The organism is Streptomyces sp. NPDC052064 (assembly GCF_055585925.1).
Window position 1 is genome coordinate 497,555 of record NZ_JBVJJE010000004.1, and the last position, 15,799, is coordinate 513,353.

The following is a 15,799-nucleotide window of genomic DNA, read 5'->3' on the forward strand; positions in this document are numbered from 1 at the left end:
GCCACCCCGCTGATCCCCGATCATGGTCCGTGGAACCGGATCAGGCCGTGGGAGAGGTGGGACGTGCGGCTGCGCTGTGCTGTGCTGGACGACTTTCAGAAGGTGGCGACCGAGTTCGCCGACTGGTCGGTGGTCGCGGACGACGTGGAGGTCGAGTCCTTCGACAGCCACCTCGCCGACGAGGACGCCCTGGCCGTGACGCTGGCCGACTTCGACATCGTGGTGACCCTGCGCGAGCGCGTGTCGTTCCCCGGGTCGCTGTTCGCCCGGCTGCCCCGGCTGAAACTGCTCGTCGCCTCCGGCATGCGCAACTCGGTCATCGACTACGCGGCCGCCGAGGCGCACGGCGTCACGGTGTGCGGCACGGCCAGTTCCTCGACTCCGCCCGTCGAACTGACCTGGGCCCTGCTGCTCGGCCTCGCCCGCGGCCTCGTCGAGGAGAGCGGCGCCCTGCGCTCCGGCGGGCCTTGGCAGAGCACGGTCGGCGCCGACCTGCACGGCCGGCGCCTCGGGCTTCTCGGCTTGGGGAAGATCGGCAGCCGCGTCGCCCAGGTCGGCCTCGCCTTCGGCATGGAAGTCCACGCCTGGAGCCAGAACCTCACCCGAGAGCGCGCCGGCGAGGTCGGCGTGGAACTCGCTCCCTCCAAGGAAGACCTGCTCGCGAACAGCGACTTCGTCTCGGTCCACCTCGCGCTGAGCGACCGCACCCGCGGCCTGCTCGGTCCCGCCGAACTCGCCCTCCTGAAGCCGACCGCGTACCTGGTCAACACCTCACGCGCAGCCATCGTCGACCAGGACGCGCTCCTCGCCGCCCTGCACGAGGGTCGTATCGCCGGGGCCGGCATCGACGTCTTCGACGTCGAGCCCCTCCCCGCCGGTCACCCGATGCGCACGGCCCCCCGCCTCCTGGCCACCCCGCACCTCGGCTACGTCTCCCGGGCCAACTACGCGACGTACTACGGCCAGGCGGTCGAGAACATCCGGGCCTTTCTGGCCGGTTCGCCCGTACGGCTCCTGGCGCCCCACTGAGGTGTGCGGCCTGTGACGCCCTGCCCGGCGGTCACGGCGCCTGCGTCGGCGGCTGCGACCGGCCGGTCCCCGCCGTGTGCGCCCGCTTGCCTCGCCGTGCCCGTTCGCGTGCCGCGCGTACGCAGCCGCACCGGTGCACGGCTCGTACGGACTACGCGTACCGGTAGATCTGGCTGTGGTCCTCCAACTCGGCCGGTGTGACGTTCCACGGCGGCATCTTCTCGTGCCGCGCGACGACTCGGCCGTGTTGTGCGTCCCCTCGGGCGAGCGGCTTCGCGGGGAGATAGCGGGCGCCCGGGTGCCGCTGCTGCCAGCGGAACCAGAGAAGATCCACAAAGGCATGGTGCAACCAGAAGGCGGGGTCGTTGACGGATGCGCCGCCCGTCATGTGGCCGCCGACCCAACGGTGGACCCGGTTGTGGGTGTGCCACGAAGCGGGGCCCCGCCCGGGCCCCCACCCCTCCAGCTTGTTGCGGAACCCTTTGGTCGATTGGGAGTTCCAGGGTGCCGCGTCGTAGACGGGATCGTTGAGGGCCCCCTCCAGATCCCCGGCCGTGGGCAGCGCGATCGGGTCCCGGGGGCGGCCCAGCTCACGCGTGAGGTACTCCGTGTCGGTGATCCCCACCTTGATCGTCCACATGCCGTGGCGGTAGGCGAAGGGGCCGGACACCACCTGCCGGTCGGTCGGCCGCCCGGTGCCGCCGAGCAGGTCATCGGTCCACGGTACGGCCGTCGGCGTGCGGTTGCGCGTCCAGTCCCAGTACGGCAGGGTCACCGACTCGTCCACGCGGCGCAGCGCGTTCTCCAGGTCCAGCAGGAACCTGCGGTGCCAGGGCAGGAAGGAAGGTGCCATGTGGGCGGTGCGCAGGCCGCCCTCACCGTCGGGGGTGTAGTACTCGATGTGCATTCGCACGAACTCGTCGTACTCACCGCGTCGTTTGAGCTCCAGCAGCGCGTTGACGAGCCGGCGCCGTTCGGTCCGGGTGAGCGTGCTGATGTCCTTACGCGTGTACACCATGGCGATGCTCTTCCTCGGCGTCCTTGTTCCCGTTCGCCGTACGGCAGTCCTCCGTGCGGCTGCTCCGCTCACCCGGCGTGCCCAGCCGTGTCCCGGGGCCGAGTTCGTCGACGGCAGCGCGCACGGCGGCGAGCGGGGTCGCGTACGACCGGTAGTGGTCGACCATGCTCATCCAGCTGCCGTCCGCCCGGCGCATCAGATGCAACGGCCGCCCCTCCACGGTGACGTGCCACACGCTCGGGCCGTCCTCCCCGGGCCGCCCGGCGTCGTACCTGACACCTGCGATGCGGCGCCCGAGGTACGTCTCGTCGAACCGTTCCTCGTCTCCGGCCGGTCCCGGCGCCTTCCCCGCCGATCCCGGCGCCCTCGGGGCCGTCCCCAACGCCACCAGGGCCGGGGCGAAAGGCACCGCGCACGCCGACGCGAACAGCCCCCACAGCACACGGCGTCGCACCGTGGTCCTGGCGCGGTGGACGGCGGGCGGCTTCGCGGGGTGTGCGGAGCCGGCAGCCGCGGGTGTGACCGTCGTGGGCGCCGGGGGGCGCGCTGGTTGTGACTGCGGTGGTTTGCCGGTTCGCAATGCCTGTCTCCTCCTCGCCCTGAAGAAGGCGGTCCAGTGGCACACGCTCGACGGGCCTCGGCGGCAACTCGAAAGCCACCAGCGGGAATCACTTCACCGCCCTCAACGAGCTCCGGACCGAGCGGAAACCCCCACACGCGGAAAATACGGCGACCCACACCGAAGGTCACCCGAATGAAGGGCAGGTCTTATCCGCCTTTCTCATCCTCGCATCAGCAGGGGAAACGGTGACCGGCGGCACCACCGTGCCGACCAGCCCGGCTGCTGGACCTGGGTCTGGAGGGTGGCGCACAGTGCGGACGACGCGATGCGCCGTGCGACGTGCCGCCGGGGACGCCCGCCGCCCTCCGCATTCGGCGCAAGACCCGCAACCAGGCCGGGAGTCGCCACGGCCGGACGGTACGCCTGAAAAAAGAATGGAATTTCCATATATGCGCATGTCTTATCCTGTATGCCCTTAATGCCGGGATACAGTGACGCGTCGAACCAGCCGACAACCATATGTTTCCCGTGAAGGAGCAACGCCGGCCATGCGTCACTCCCAAGGTCTTCCCACCACGGCGTACGGGGAGATGGTCCTGCCTGACGGCCCGTCAAAACAGGACGGTCGTCTTCAAGGCTGTCCCGCACGGTGATGGCCGACCGGGTTTCCGGGTCGTCACGCACGACACGGCCGGGGGCCTCACCTCGCGTCCTCCACATCACCCAGCCGGTGGACGGCGGCGTCGCCGGCGTGGTCGCCGAACTGGCGCGCACCCAGCGTGCGGCCGGTTTCGACGTCACGGTCGCTTGCCCCGACGGGGGCCTGCGAAAGGCACTGCGGGATCTCGGCGCGGACGTACGGCACTGGCCCGCCACACGTGAGCCGGGACCGTCGCTCGCTGGTGAGGTGCTCCGGCTCGCTCGCGTCGTCGAACAGGTGCGGCCCGATGTGCTGCACGCGCACAGCGCCAAGGCCGGACTCGCGGCCCGGCTGGCGGTGCGGGGGCGGATCCCGACGGTGTTCCAGCCGCACGCCTGGTCGTTCGAGGCGGTCGGCGGGGGCACCGCGGCGGTCGCCACGGCGTGGGAACGGTGGGCGGCGCGCTGGACCACCCGCGTGGTGTGCGTCAGCAAGGCTGAGCGCGCGAGAGGCCAACGCGCCGGGGTGCGCGCCCACTGGCGGGTGATCCCCAACGGCATCGATCCGGTGCGTTTCCACCCCGCCGCCGTCTCCGCCGTACGCCCGGCCCTCGCACCGCTCGCCGACCTTGATCCGGCCGCTTTGCTGGTGGTCTGTGTGGGGCGGCTGTGCCGGCAGAAAGGGCAGGACCTGCTGCTCGAGGCGTGGCCCTCGGTGCTGCGACGGGTGCCCGGAGCCCGGCTGGCGCTCGTCGGGGACGGGCCGCAGGAGCCGCAGCTACGGCACCGCGCGCCCGAGGGAGTGCTGTTCACCGGGGCCGTCGCCGATGCCGTCCCCTGGTACCAGGCCGCCGACCTGGTGGTACTGCCGTCCCGTTGGGAAGGCATGGCGCTCGCCCCGCTGGAGGCGATGGCGTGCGGGCGTCCCGTGGTGATCACGGACGTGGCCGGAGCGCGCGAGAGTCTGCCGCCCGGTCACACAACGCACTGTCTGGTGCCCGCGGGCCGGCCCGGCCCGTTGGCCGACGCGCTCACCAGGACGCTTCTCGACCCGCCGCTGCGTGAGTCGCTCGGAGCCGAGGGGCGCTGCCACGTATTGGCCGCGCACGACGTGCGGCGCTCGGCCGAGGCGGTCGCGGATCTCTACCGCGAACTGCTCGGCGCCCGGCGCACGGTGGCCCACCGCGCGGAACCCACTGAGTGCAGGGAGTCGATCCGCTCGTGACCGCCGAACGTACCGTCCCTCCCCCTGGTGGCCTGCCACCGAAGCAGGGATTCCCACCCGTCTCGGTCATCCACCCGCGCGGCGCCGTCGGCCACTTGCGGCTTCCCGCCGGGCGGCGCACCGCAAGGCGGCGCACCACCGTGCTGCCCCTGCTCGCCGTGGACGCGGCCGCCGCGCTCGCCGCCGCCCACGCGCTCCCGCATCCCCTGGTGGCCGCGCCCTTGCTGCTCGCCGTCCTCTGTCTGAACGCCCGGGCGGCTTTGTACCGCCCCGCCGCCGTACCCGCCGTCCTCGACGAACTCCCCGCCGTCTGCACACGGATCGCGGTGAGCTGGTGCGCGCTCGCGGCCATGGTCGCGGCGCTCTCCCCCACACACGCCCTGTCCGTCCGTACGCTGCTGACCGGCTGCGTCCTTCAGTCGGCGGCGAGTTGGGCGGGACGCGGCGCGGCGCACTGGCACCGCCGCCGGGCGCTGGCCCGCCATCCCGCCGCGGCCCTCGTCGTCGGCCCGGCCACCACCGCCCCGCGCGTGGCCGCCGCCTTCCTGCGCCACCCCGGGTCCGGCCTCAGGCCGGTCGGTGTCCTGTCCGACAGCGGGGCCGACGGCGAGGGGCTGCCGGTGCTCAGTACGGACGAGGAGGCGCAGCGGGCCGTCATCCAGAACAACGTGCGGGCCGTGCTCATCGTGGGCCCTGCGGGCGAACACGCCGCGCTGCTGCGGAAGTTGGCTGATGCGGGCTGCGTTCTCTGGGAGGTCGACGCGGACCTGCCGGCACCCGGCCGGGCCGGGGACACGGCGTACGACGAGGCCGGACGCACTCACCGCCGCCGGTCCCAGCGCGAGCGGATCGCGGGCTTCTCCTGCTGTCGCCTGGATGTCGGCCGACGCCCCGACAGCCCCGTCAAGCGAGGCCTCGACATCCTTGTCTCCGGGATCCTGCTCCTCCTCGCCGGCCCGGTGCTGCTGGTCTGCGCGGTGGTGCTGCGGGTCAGCGACGGGCCCCAGGTCCTCTTCCGCCAGGAGCGCGTCGGCAGGGGCGGCCGCTCCTTCACGCTGCTGAAGTTCCGCACCCATCGCCCGGCCGACCCCCGCGAGGCGGCGACCCGCTGGAGCGTGGCGGGCGAGCGGAACATGAGCCGCTTCTGCCGCTTCCTGCGCCGCACCTCGCTCGACGAGCTGCCCCAGCTGTGGAACGTCTTCCGGGGCGACATGACCCTGGTCGGGCCGCGCCCCGAACGGCCTTACTTCGTCGCCGTGTTCAGCCAGACCTACCCCGGTTACGCCGCCCGCCACCGCATGCGGACCGGACTCACCGGGTTCGCCCAGATCCACGGGCTGCGCGGCGACACCTCCATCGAGGACCGCGCCCGGTTCGACAACGCGTACATCGACGACTGGTCGCTGTGGCAGGACGTCTGCATCCTGCTGCGCACCGCCGCCGTGCTGGTCCGGCCGACGGGGAGCTGAACACCGGTGAGCCACGCACACGCCCTGCCCGCCGCTCGCCGGCTGGCACCCGTCCTGCCGGTGATCGCGGTGATCGCCCTGCTGGCGCTGCCCGCCGCGCCGGGCGGGGAGGGCGGTGCGACCCCCGCCGACGCCGCCTCGGGTGCCGTCGTACTGTGCTGCGCCGTACGTCTTCTGTACCACCGGCGACGTCCCCTGTCGCCCACCGCCGCCGTGATTCTGGGCCTGCCCGTGGTGGGGATCGCGGTCGCGGCGGCGGGAGCCGAAGTGGCGGGCACGGCGGTCGCGGGCTTCGTGCGCTACCTGCAGATCTTCGTCCTCGTCCCGGCCGCCGTGCTGCTGCTCCTCCGCGGCCGGCGAGACGTCCGGCTGCTGGCCTGGTCGGTGGTGGCGCTCGCGATGTGGCAGGGGGCCATCGGGGTGCACCAGTACGTGACCGGGACCGGCGCCTCGTACATGGGCCGGGAGATCCGCGCCGTCGGCACCTTCGGCCCCGGCGACATCATGGGGATGGCGACCGTGGTCGCCTTCGGGCTGGTGTGCGCGGTGGGGCTGGCGCTGGGCTCCGCACCGGTACGGAGGGGGCACCTCCCCGCTCGAGCGGAGCCGGGAAACCGGGGGCGGGTGTGGGCCCTGGTGTGCGCGCTGCTGCTGGTGGTGCCGCTGGCGGTGTCCTTCAGCCGGGGCGCGTGGATCGCGACGGCCCTCGCCTGTACGGCGCAACTGGTCCTGGCGGGCCTGCGGCGCGCCGTCAGGGTGGGCGCGGTCGTGGCCGCCGTCGCCGTGATCCTCGTCGGCGGATTCGGTGTCGGCTCCGCGCTGCTTCAAGAGAGGCTCAGCAGCATCGGGCAGGTCGCCGACGCTCCCGACCAGTCGGTCTCCGACCGGTACGCCCTGTGGGCGGCAGCCGCCGGCATGTGGCGCGAGCGGCCGCTGACGGGCATCGGCCTCAAGGGCTTCCCCGAGCACCGCGACGGGCACGCCCCGCTGGCGCTGTCGTCGGGCAGTGACACGGAGGGCGCGGGCGCGGCGTACCGGAAGCAGCCGCTGCTGTCACCGCACAGCATGTACCTGCTGGTGCTGGGCGAGCAGGGGCTGATCGGGCTGCTGACGCTGGTGGGGAGCTGGCTGGCGCTGCTGGTGCTGGGGCTGCGCAGGCTGGCGCGGGCCCGGCGAACCGGGGATCCCGGGCTCGACTGCGCGCTCGTCGCCTGGGGCCTTCTGGTCTGGCACCTGGTCAACTTCGCGTACTCCGACATCGGCGGCCCCTCGACCGTGCTCACCGCCGTCTGCCTCGGCCTGTCGGCGTGGTGGGCGCTGGCGGGTCCCGGCCGGACCGTTCCCGAGGAGGCCGCGGCACGATGACCGTCACCCCGCCACGGGCCGGGGACGCCACCGTCCCCCTGGCGCGCGCCGGCACCGAGGGCCCGGAGACCAGCGGAGCCGGGCCCGTCTCGCAGGGTTTCCTCGCCAGGGCCGCCCTCGTCACCGTCGTTCTCTCCCTGGCCGGTGCTCTGCTGGGCCTCGGCCGGGACCAGGTGCTGGCCCACCTTTTCGGAGCGGGGAGCGAGACGGACGCCTTCCTGGTCGCCTGGACCGTGCCGGAGTTCGCGGCGACGCTCCTGATCGAGGACGGGCTGGCCTTCGCACTCGTACCGGCGTTCAGCGCGGTCCTGGCCCGCCGCGCCCGGGAGGGCACGGGCGACCCCGTGCGCGCCCTGGTCCGCCGCACGCTTCCCCGCCTGGCGCTGGCGTTGTCCGTGGCCTCGGCCCTGGTCGTCTGGGGGGCGCCGTACCTGGTCCAGGTGCTGGCGCCGGGGCTCCCGGACCCCGGGCTCGCTGTGGACTGCACCCGGCTGACCGGCACCTGCGTCCTGACCTTCGGCCTCGCCGGCTACTGCAGCGCGGCCCTGCGCGCGCACCGCCGGTTCGTCGCGCCCGCGGCCATCTACGTCGCCTACAACGCCGCCATCATCACGGCGATGTGCGTCCTCGGCGCGCGCTGGGGCGTACGGGCGGCGGCGGTCGGCGTCGCGGTGGGCGGCGCGCTCATGGTCGTCACCCAACTTCCGTCACTTCTGAGACGGTTGTGCCGTGTGCCGACAGCCGCAGAGAAAGCCGCGGCAGCCAGGGAGACGTTGCGGCACTCCATGAACCTCGCCCTCATCGTCACCGTGCTGCTCTTCGCCCTGTGCCGCCAGTCCCAGGTCCTCATCGAGCGTTTCCTGGCCTCCTCGCTCCCGGCCGGCGCCATCTCGCATCTGAACTACGCCCAGAAGGTGGCCCAGATGCCGATGGCGCTCGCCCTGATGCTGTGCACGGTCACCTTCCCGGTCGTGTCGCAGGCGCTGGCCCAGGGCGACACCGAGCGGGCCCGCGACCGCGTCGAGCGCGACCTCCGGGCGGTGTCCTCCTTCGTGCTGCTCGGCACCGCGGCCGTCGTCGCCTGTGCCCCGCAGCTCGTCCACATCCTGTTCCAGCGAGGCGCGTTCACTACGCAGGACGCCGCGGCCACCGCCGCCGTCATGCGCGTGTACGCCCTCGGGCTGCTCGGCCACGCCCTGGTGGGCGCGCTCGTCCGGTCGTATTTCGCGGCGGGGCGGCCCACCTGGTACCCGGTGGCCGCGATGACCGCCGGGATCGTCGTCACCTCGTGGATCGGCGCGGTGACGGCCGGCTCGTGGGGCGTCCTGGGGATCGCCGCGGCCAACGCGGTCGGCATCACCCTCACCGCCCTGATCCTGTTGTTCGGCATGGAAGCGCGCGGCGTGCCGATCCGCATCCGGCCGCTGCTGGCCGCGATGGGCAGGCCACTGCGCGCGGCGGTGGTCGCCTGTGGCGTGGGCGGGTTCTGCGCGAGCCTCGTCGGCTCCCCCGCCCTCGGATTCGCCGCCGGCGGCACGACCGTGACCGTCGTCTTCCTCCTGCTCGCCCGGATGCCGGGCGAGCAGCGTCTCGCATCCGCACTCCGCACCGTCACCCGGAGGCTTCCGCATGCTCGTTTCCGCTGACCACGGCCCTTCCACCGCCCTCGGTCCCGACAGGCCCCGGAGCCGACCGGGCCCGCCCCTCTGGGTGGCGATGTACCACTCCGTCGGCGACTGCTCCGACGACCCGTACCGCGTCACCGTCTCACCCGGCCGCCTGGACCGGCAGCTCGACTGGCTCCGCCGCCGGGGCCTGCGCGGCGTCGGTGTCCATGAGCTGCTCGCCGCGCGCGCCCGGGGAGAGGGACAGGACTTGGTGGGGCTGACCTTCGACGACGGGTACGCCGACTTCCTCACGCACGCCCTGCCGCTGCTGCGCCGCCACGGCTGCGGCGCCACCCTGTTCGTGCTGCCGGGCAGGCTGGGCGGCGAGAACGCCTGGGACCCGTGCGGTCCGCGCAAGCCACTGCTGTCGGCGGAGGGCATCCGGCACGCCGCCGCCGAGGGCGTCGAGATCGGCTCGCACGGCCTCACGCACGTGGACCTGACCCGGGCCGACGACGCCCTGCTCCGCGCCGAGGTGAGGGACAGCAGAGCAGCGCTGCGCGAGGTGACCGGGGCGGACGTCCACGGCTTCTGCTACCCGTACGGGCGGCTGGACCGCCGCGCCGTCGACGCCGTACGGGACGCGGGATACAGCTACGCCTGCGCCACCGGCCCCGGTGACCTGTCCGGCCCCCTCGCCATCCCCCGCGTCCACATCGGCGAACGGGACACGGCCTGGCGGCTGCGTCTCAAGCACCTGCTGCGCCGCCACCCCGTCGAGGGAGTGTGAGCCTCCGCCATGCCCGGGCTGAAGGCCCTGCACATCATCACCGGCCTCGGCGTCGGCGGTGCCGAACAGCAACTCCGGCTGCTGCTGCGCCACCTGCCCGTCGACTGCGACGTCGTGACGCTCACCAACCCCGGCCCGGTCGCCGAGAGCCTGACGGCGGACGGTGTCCGCGTCATCCACCTCGGCATGTCCGGCAACCGTGACCTGTCCGCCCTGCCCCGTCTGGTCCGCCTGATCCGGTCCGGCCGCTACGACCTCGTGCACACCCACCTCTACCGGGCCTGCGTGTACGGCAGGATCGCCGCGCGTCTGGCGGGCGTCCGGGCCGTGGTGGCCACCGAACACTCCCTCGGCGGCACCCAACTGGAGGGCCGCGCCCTGACCGCCGGCGTGCGCGCGCTGTACCTGGCCAGCGAGCGGCTGGGCCACGCCACGGTCGCGGTCTCGCCCACGGTGGCCGACCGGCTCCGGCGCTGGGGTGTGCCCGAGCCGCGCATCGAGGTCGTGCCCAACGGCATCGACGTGGCCCGCTTCCGCTTCGACCCGGTCAGCCGCGAGCACACCCGCCGCCGTCTCGGACTGCCACAGGACGCGTACGTCGTCGGCGGCATCGGCCGGCTGACCGCGGGCAAGCGGTTCGGCGTCCTGATCGGTGCCCTGGCTCGGCTCCCCCGCGACTACCGGCTCCTGCTGGTCGGCGGTGGCCCGGAGGAGAACCTGCTGCGGCGCACCGCCCAGCGGGCCGGAGTGACCGACCGGGTGCTGTTCACCGGCGAACGGCCGTACGACGCCGACGGTGGCCGCGGACTCGGTCTGCCGTCGTTGACCTCGGCGATGGACGTCCTCGCCTCGCCGAGCCCGGAGGAGGCCTTCGGCCTCGCCGTCGTGGAGGGCCTGGCGGCGGGGCTGCCGGTGCTGTACGCCTCCTGTCCGGCGATCGACGACCTGCCGCCCGGCCTCGCCACCGTCACCCGCCGGGTGACGGGCGGTCCGGACGTGTTCGCTCGCGCCCTGGCCGAGACCCGCGCCCTGACCTGGGCCGGGCGGTCGCATCCACCGGCCCGTCCCGTATCCGCCGCCGCCCGCCATTACTGCATCACGCGCAGCGCCGCACAGCTCATGAACGTGTATGCCGCCGCAGTCTCCTGCTCGCCCCCTTCACGACCACCCCTGGGAGTGACCGACCGATGACCTCGACGACCTCGATGACCTCCACGGCCGAACACCCGACAGCCCCAGCTCCCACGCCCCGGCGGCGTCCGCTGCTGAGACGGCTCAAAGCGCTACCGCCGTGGTCCCTGCTCGCGGTCGGCGCCCTCGCCGGAGGCCTCGCCGGAGGCGCGTACGGCGCCCTCACACCGCCCGCCTACTCGGCCACCTCGTACGTCGTCGCCGTACCGAGCGACAAGTCGGACCCGCAGTCCGCGCTCGGCTTCGCCCAGGCGTACGGCCGGGTCGCCACGCAGCTGGCGGTCCTCGGGGACGCCCAGGTGTGGGCGGGCGTACCGGTGAAGACGCTGCGCGACAGCGTGCGGTCGGCGACCTCCCCGGACGCCCCGATGGTGTCCCTGACGGCCACCTCGGCGCGCGCCGATCTCGCCACCGACATGGCCAACGCCGTCTCGCGCTCGCTGATCGAGTACGCCAAGGACACCAAGGGCGCCACGCACGTCGAACTCCTGCAGTTCTCCCGCGCCGTCAAGCCCACCGAGCCGTCCTCGGCGCCCCCGGTGCTGACGGGCCTGGTGGGCGCCAGTGCGGGCGGCCTGCTGGGGGGCCTCGCGCTGCTGGCCCGCCCCCGGCCCACCGCCGCCGACGCCGCCCGCCCGGTCGCCGTGCCCGGCCCGGCCACCGCCACCGACGCCCAGGGGCGGCCATGAGCGGCGCACTACGGGTGGAGGCTGCGGCCCTGTCGGCCGACATCGGCACCCTGCGGGCCGAACTGTGCACCGACGAGCGGGAGTTCGCCGCGCTGGGGCCCGTCTGGGAGCGTCTGTACCGAAGCTGCGGGGCGGCCACGCCGTTCCAGAGTCACGCCTGGCTCCACTCGTGGTGGATGTCGTACGGCAGACCGGGCCGGCTGCGGCTGGTGCTGGTGCGCGACGCCGCAGGCGGCGAACTCCGCGCGGTCGCGCCGCTGATGCGGGCCGGGCACCCGCTGCCCCGGCTCGTTCCGCTCGGCGGGGCGATCTCCGACTACGGGGACGTACTGCTCGACGACGAACACGCGGACCGAGCGGCGACCGCACTCGCCGAGGCGCTCTCGGCCGCCGCCCGCACCGCACTGATCGACTTCCGTGAGGTCCGACCGGGCGGCGCCGCGGAACGGGTGTACGAACGCTGGCGCGGCCCCCGGCTGCGGTTGACCGACTCGATCTGTCTGGAGCTGCCCGCGCGCCCGATGGACGAGTTGCTCAGCCGGCTGCCGTCCGGGCGGGCGCAGCGGGTCCGCACCAAGATCCGCAAGCTCGACCAGCTCGGAGTCGAGCACCGCTTCGTCCGGTACGACGAGGTGGACTCGGCCCTGCGCACCATGCTGGAACTGCACCGCCTCCAGTGGCAGGACCGCAAGGTGACCACCGAGCACCTCCGACCCCGCTTCCATGAGCACCTGACCCGCTCGATCGGCCCGATGGTCCGGTCCGGGGACGCCCTGGTGACCGAGTTCCGGGTCGGCGGTGAGGTACTCGCCGTCGACGTGACCCTGCTGTCGCGAGGGCTGGCGGGCACCTATCTGTACGGCGCCCATCCGAGGCTGCGGGACCGGAAGGCGGACATCGCCACCATGATGCTGCGCGCCTGCGCCGACCGGGTGGCCGACGGCGAGTGCCAGGTGCTCAGCATGCTGCGCGGGGCCGAGCCGTACAAGTCCCGCTGGCGCCCGGACACCGTGGTCAACCAGAGGCTGTTGCTGGCCCGGCGGCGCACCGCCCCGCTGCTGTCGGCGGTCGCCTGCGAGGCCGCCGCGCGCAGCCGGGGCAGGGAACTGGTGCGCGGCCGGCGGGAAGACGGTGGCGGCAGGACCTGAGCCTCCGCTACCACCGTGAGGCCGATGAGTCATCGGGTCCAGTGGGACCACCACGTGGACGACCACCAGTCGCGGCGGATACAGAGCTGCCAACCGAGCCAGTTCTCGATCCAGTCGCCCAGGTCCACCGGCGAGCAGTCCTGGGAAGGCAGTGGCGCCGGGGTGGTACCGGGCACAGGCGTCGGCACCGGTGCGGGAGTCGGCACGGGCTCGGTGCGTCCGTGAAGCACGGACCGGTACGCCTCGGCCGCCTTCGGGTTCCGCCGGCACTGCCACACACCGTGCGGGCAGTAGTCGGTGAGGGCGTTGTACAGCGGCTTGTGCTCGTCGATCCAGGCGAGCATGCGCCGCATGTACTCCGGGTTGTCGCCGTTGCGGAACAGACCCCACTCCGGATACGAAATGGGCTTGCCGTGCGCCTTCGCGAAGTCCACGTGCGCCTGCAGCCCGTACGGCTCCGTCACCTGCCCGTCGAACGACATCCCCCGCGGCTGGTCGTAGGTGTCCATGCCGATGATGTCGACCGTGTCGTCCCCGGGGTAGCACTCCGTCCAGGGAACCGCGTCGCGCCCGCGGTTCGGCGCGAAGTCGAACCGGAACCTCTGGCCCGGCACCGAGCGCATCGCGCCGACGATCCTTTTCCAGTACGCCTTCCACGCCTCCGGGTCCGGCCCGCACCGATGTGTGTACGTCGTGCCGTTCATCTCCCAGCCGAGCACGAGGACGGTGTCCGGCACCCTCAACCCGATCAACCGCTTCGCCAGGCGGCGGTAGTGCGCGTCGAACTCCCCGGCCGCGCCCCGGCGCAGCAACGCCCGTACCTCGTCATCGGGGACGCCCTCCTCGTTGCGCTCCAGCATGGGAACGTTGAGAACGAGGATCCGGTCGTCCCTCTCCCGGCGCCAGTCCGCCCAGGAGTCGAGGAAACGGGGGGCACCTTCGATGTTGGTCCAGAGGTCGCCCGGCAAGTAGGTGTGCCCCACCCGCAGGTCGGCACCGCCCAGCCACCGGCTGAGCCAGGCCATCCGGGCTACCCCTCGGGGGCCGTAGTCGAGGTAGGCGCCGGTGGCGGACAGCGGGGCGGATTCGGCGGGAAGGGGAGGCGGAACAAGCGGAGTGAGCGATCCCCCGTCGGCCGTCGCCGTCGGCACCGGCCTCCTGGCGGCCGTCTCCGCCCCGGCACCCACCGCGTGCCCCGGCCCCGGCACCAAGGCGGCCGACACGGCGATACCGGCCAGGACGTACGCGGGCCATCTGCTGCGGCGCCGCTGCCGTGCGGCCATGGCTGCTCCTGTCTCCGCTCGTGGCGAGCGGCCGTAGCGCATGCGCCGCCGCCCGCCTTTGTGCCCTTTCCACTGACATACGGCCGCAGCTCTTGACGCGTCGCCATGTGAGTCCCCTGTCCGGGCACACTTCGACCAAGGGAGCCCAGGAACGAGTTCGGGTGCCGGACGCGGTTCGTCCGGCACCCGAAACGAGCGCTGTCGAGCGATTCCCTCCTTACCGACGGAACCCGGCCCCGCCTCGTCGGTACACGATGGTGCCGCTCGTCACCAGCAGCGCGGCGACACCCGCGGCTGCGAGCACCTGCTCGTCAGCGCCGGTTTGGGCGAGAGAGGCCGGCTCCACCGACGGCTTGGCGTGCGGGACGGTCGACCCAGGGAACGTGGGCGTACTCGACCCCGACGGAGGTGAGTTGGGCGGTGACGTACGCGGGTTCGTGGGCGGTGTGGACGAGTCGCCGCCGGAGCCACTGCCAGAGCCGCCGGAACCGCCGTCGCCGCCGGAACCACCGGAACCACCCGAACCACCCGAACCACCAGAGCCGCCGGAACCACCGGAACCACCAGAGCCGCCAGAGCCGCCGGAACCGCCAGAGCCGCCAGAGCCGCCGGAACCGCCGGAACCGCCGTCGTCACCGGAGCCACCGGAACCGCCCGAACCGCCAGAGCCGCCTTCGCCACCGGAGCCACCGGAACCGCCCGAACCGCCGGAGCCGCCAGAGCCGCCGGAACCGCCGGAACCGCCGGAGCCACTGTCATCGCCGTAGCCGTCGTCGCCGTAGCCACGTTCATCGCCGTAACCGGCGTCGCCGTAGCCACCATTGTCGCGGTCGTCGTGGGAAGCGTCGTTCCACGAGCGCGGGTCCGGGCCGCTGGTCGAGGCCTCCCCGTCGGACGACTTGGCCTCGCCGTCCTCACCGGCGGAACCGTAGTCGGCGTTCGCGGCAGCGTCCGCTCCGAACTCGGCTTCGTGCCCCGACACGGCACTCGGTGACACCCCGGGGCCCCCCTCGGAGCTCACGTCCGCGAACACCGGCGTGCCGTACAGGGACAGAATGCCCGTCGCGGCGGCTGCCACGACCATTCCCCTGCTCAGGTTCTGTCGCAATCTACTTGTCTTCCTGCTCGAAATAAGTACCGCAGCCGTTCGGCTGACGTTGTGCGGAGTCCTGTACGGGGCGACTGAACGTGTCGTCGAGGCCGGGCCGCGTACGAGCCGCGAGGCTGTGTTCCTGCGTGTTGAGGCGTTGAGTTCCGCGCAAGGGGGGGAAGCGAGAGGACTGGCTCTCTCGTCAGGCCCTCTTCCTCTTGCCGCGGTTGCGCCGGGGAGCGGCTTCACGCCTGCCGTAGTTTCGTTGCCTCTTGATTTTCTGACTGGTCAGAAAATGGGATCCGGTGAAGTGCCAATAATGACAGCCGGGGCATCGATAGATCCGGTCGGGAATCCTCTCGATCAGCGGCTGCCTGACGAGCCAGGCGCGAGCCTCGTCCTCGGTACGGAACGACGCCTTTCCCGATTCCGGGCAACGCGGCAGGATGATCGTGGCACTCATTTCCCCTCCGAAGTGCACTACTTGTGCGATCGCCTGCGGCGCGCCGATTTCAGGTGATCAACACCAAACCCGAGAAAGCGAAAGCGCCTCTCCCTTGACGGATGAGGAAGTCGCCCCATCCGCCGTCAGGGAAAGACGCTTTCAAGTGGGTCACGACCCCCGAGGGAATCGAATGCGGGTACCCCTGCCGCATCGGACTTGAACAGTCACCATCGGAAAAAGGGGAACTCC

Annotated in this window: 14 protein-coding genes; 9 read left to right on the top strand and 5 right to left on the bottom strand. The window is 72.6% G+C overall.

Features of this window, described 5'->3' with window-relative positions; genetic code table 11:
* The first annotated feature begins 63 nt into the window (after positions 1-63).
* Positions 64-1,029, top strand: coding sequence for a D-2-hydroxyacid dehydrogenase family protein (locus tag ACZ6TU_RS13440; RefSeq protein WP_469548212.1), 966 nt, complete (start codon positions 64-66; stop codon positions 1,027-1,029).
* A gap of 151 nt (positions 1,030-1,180) precedes the next feature.
* Here ACZ6TU_RS13440 and ACZ6TU_RS13445 read toward each other — a convergent pair whose 3' ends face one another.
* Entirely contained in the window at positions 1,181-2,047 is an 867-nt protein-coding gene (locus ACZ6TU_RS13445) for a tyrosinase family protein (RefSeq protein WP_469548213.1), read from the bottom strand.
* Positions 2,031-2,501, bottom strand: a complete 471-nt coding sequence (locus tag ACZ6TU_RS13450; protein WP_467668300.1) for a tyrosinase cofactor — start codon at positions 2,499-2,501, stop codon at positions 2,031-2,033. Before ACZ6TU_RS13450 ends, ACZ6TU_RS13445 begins: the two co-directional genes overlap by 17 nt.
* Before the next feature lie 760 nt (positions 2,502-3,261).
* Between ACZ6TU_RS13450 and ACZ6TU_RS13455 the strand changes: the two genes are divergently transcribed.
* The 8 genes from ACZ6TU_RS13455 to ACZ6TU_RS13490 are packed head-to-tail and all read left to right on the top strand — an operon-like array spanning position 3,262 to position 12,732.
* A complete protein-coding gene (locus ACZ6TU_RS13455; protein ID WP_469548216.1) occupies positions 3,262-4,473 on the top strand; it encodes a glycosyltransferase in 1,212 nt (403 codons plus the stop codon).
* Entirely contained in the window at positions 4,470-5,942 is a 1,473-nt protein-coding gene (locus tag ACZ6TU_RS13460; RefSeq protein ID WP_469548218.1) for an exopolysaccharide biosynthesis polyprenyl glycosylphosphotransferase, read from the top strand. Before ACZ6TU_RS13455 ends, ACZ6TU_RS13460 begins: the two co-directional genes overlap by 4 nt.
* A gap of 6 nt (positions 5,943-5,948) precedes the next feature.
* A complete protein-coding gene (locus ACZ6TU_RS13465) occupies positions 5,949-7,307 on the top strand; it encodes an O-antigen ligase family protein (protein ID WP_467668295.1) in 1,359 nt (452 codons plus the stop codon).
* Entirely contained in the window at positions 7,304-8,953 is a 1,650-nt protein-coding gene (murJ, locus tag ACZ6TU_RS13470; RefSeq protein WP_469548219.1) for a murein biosynthesis integral membrane protein MurJ, read from the top strand. Before ACZ6TU_RS13465 ends, murJ begins: the two co-directional genes overlap by 4 nt.
* Positions 8,937-9,704, top strand: coding sequence for a polysaccharide deacetylase family protein (locus tag ACZ6TU_RS13475; RefSeq protein ID WP_467668291.1), 768 nt, complete (start codon positions 8,937-8,939; stop codon positions 9,702-9,704). The genes murJ and ACZ6TU_RS13475 overlap by 17 nt, the downstream gene beginning before the upstream one ends.
* Positions 9,705-9,722: 18 nt before the next feature.
* Positions 9,723-10,895 carry a glycosyltransferase gene (locus tag ACZ6TU_RS13480; RefSeq protein WP_467669079.1) on the top strand — a complete coding sequence of 391 codons (1,173 nt, stop codon included), beginning with the start codon at positions 9,723-9,725 and terminating at the stop codon, positions 10,893-10,895.
* On the top strand, positions 10,892-11,584 hold the full coding sequence (locus ACZ6TU_RS13485; RefSeq protein ID WP_467668289.1) for a YveK family protein: 693 nt from the start codon (positions 10,892-10,894) through the stop codon (positions 11,582-11,584). The genes ACZ6TU_RS13480 and ACZ6TU_RS13485 overlap by 4 nt, the downstream gene beginning before the upstream one ends.
* Positions 11,581-12,732, top strand: a complete 1,152-nt coding sequence (locus ACZ6TU_RS13490) for a GNAT family N-acetyltransferase (RefSeq protein WP_469548221.1) — start codon at positions 11,581-11,583, stop codon at positions 12,730-12,732. Before ACZ6TU_RS13485 ends, ACZ6TU_RS13490 begins: the two co-directional genes overlap by 4 nt.
* 29 nt (positions 12,733-12,761) lie before the next feature.
* Here ACZ6TU_RS13490 and ACZ6TU_RS13495 read toward each other — a convergent pair whose 3' ends face one another.
* The 3 genes from ACZ6TU_RS13495 to ACZ6TU_RS13505 all read right to left on the bottom strand — a co-directional run bounded on the left by ACZ6TU_RS13495 (position 12,762) and on the right by ACZ6TU_RS13505 (position 15,568).
* Positions 12,762-14,015, bottom strand: coding sequence for a glycoside hydrolase family 26 protein (locus ACZ6TU_RS13495; protein ID WP_467668286.1), 1,254 nt, complete (start codon positions 14,013-14,015; stop codon positions 12,762-12,764).
* 217 nt (positions 14,016-14,232) lie between these two features.
* Positions 14,233-15,093 carry a hypothetical protein gene (locus tag ACZ6TU_RS13500; RefSeq protein WP_469548223.1) on the bottom strand — a complete coding sequence of 287 codons (861 nt, stop codon included), beginning with the start codon at positions 15,091-15,093 and terminating at the stop codon, positions 14,233-14,235.
* A gap of 214 nt (positions 15,094-15,307) precedes the next feature.
* Positions 15,308-15,568 (bottom strand): hypothetical protein, encoded by a 261-nt coding sequence (locus ACZ6TU_RS13505; RefSeq protein ID WP_469548225.1) that lies wholly within the window; start codon positions 15,566-15,568, stop codon positions 15,308-15,310.
* Positions 15,569-15,799 lie beyond the last annotated feature (231 nt).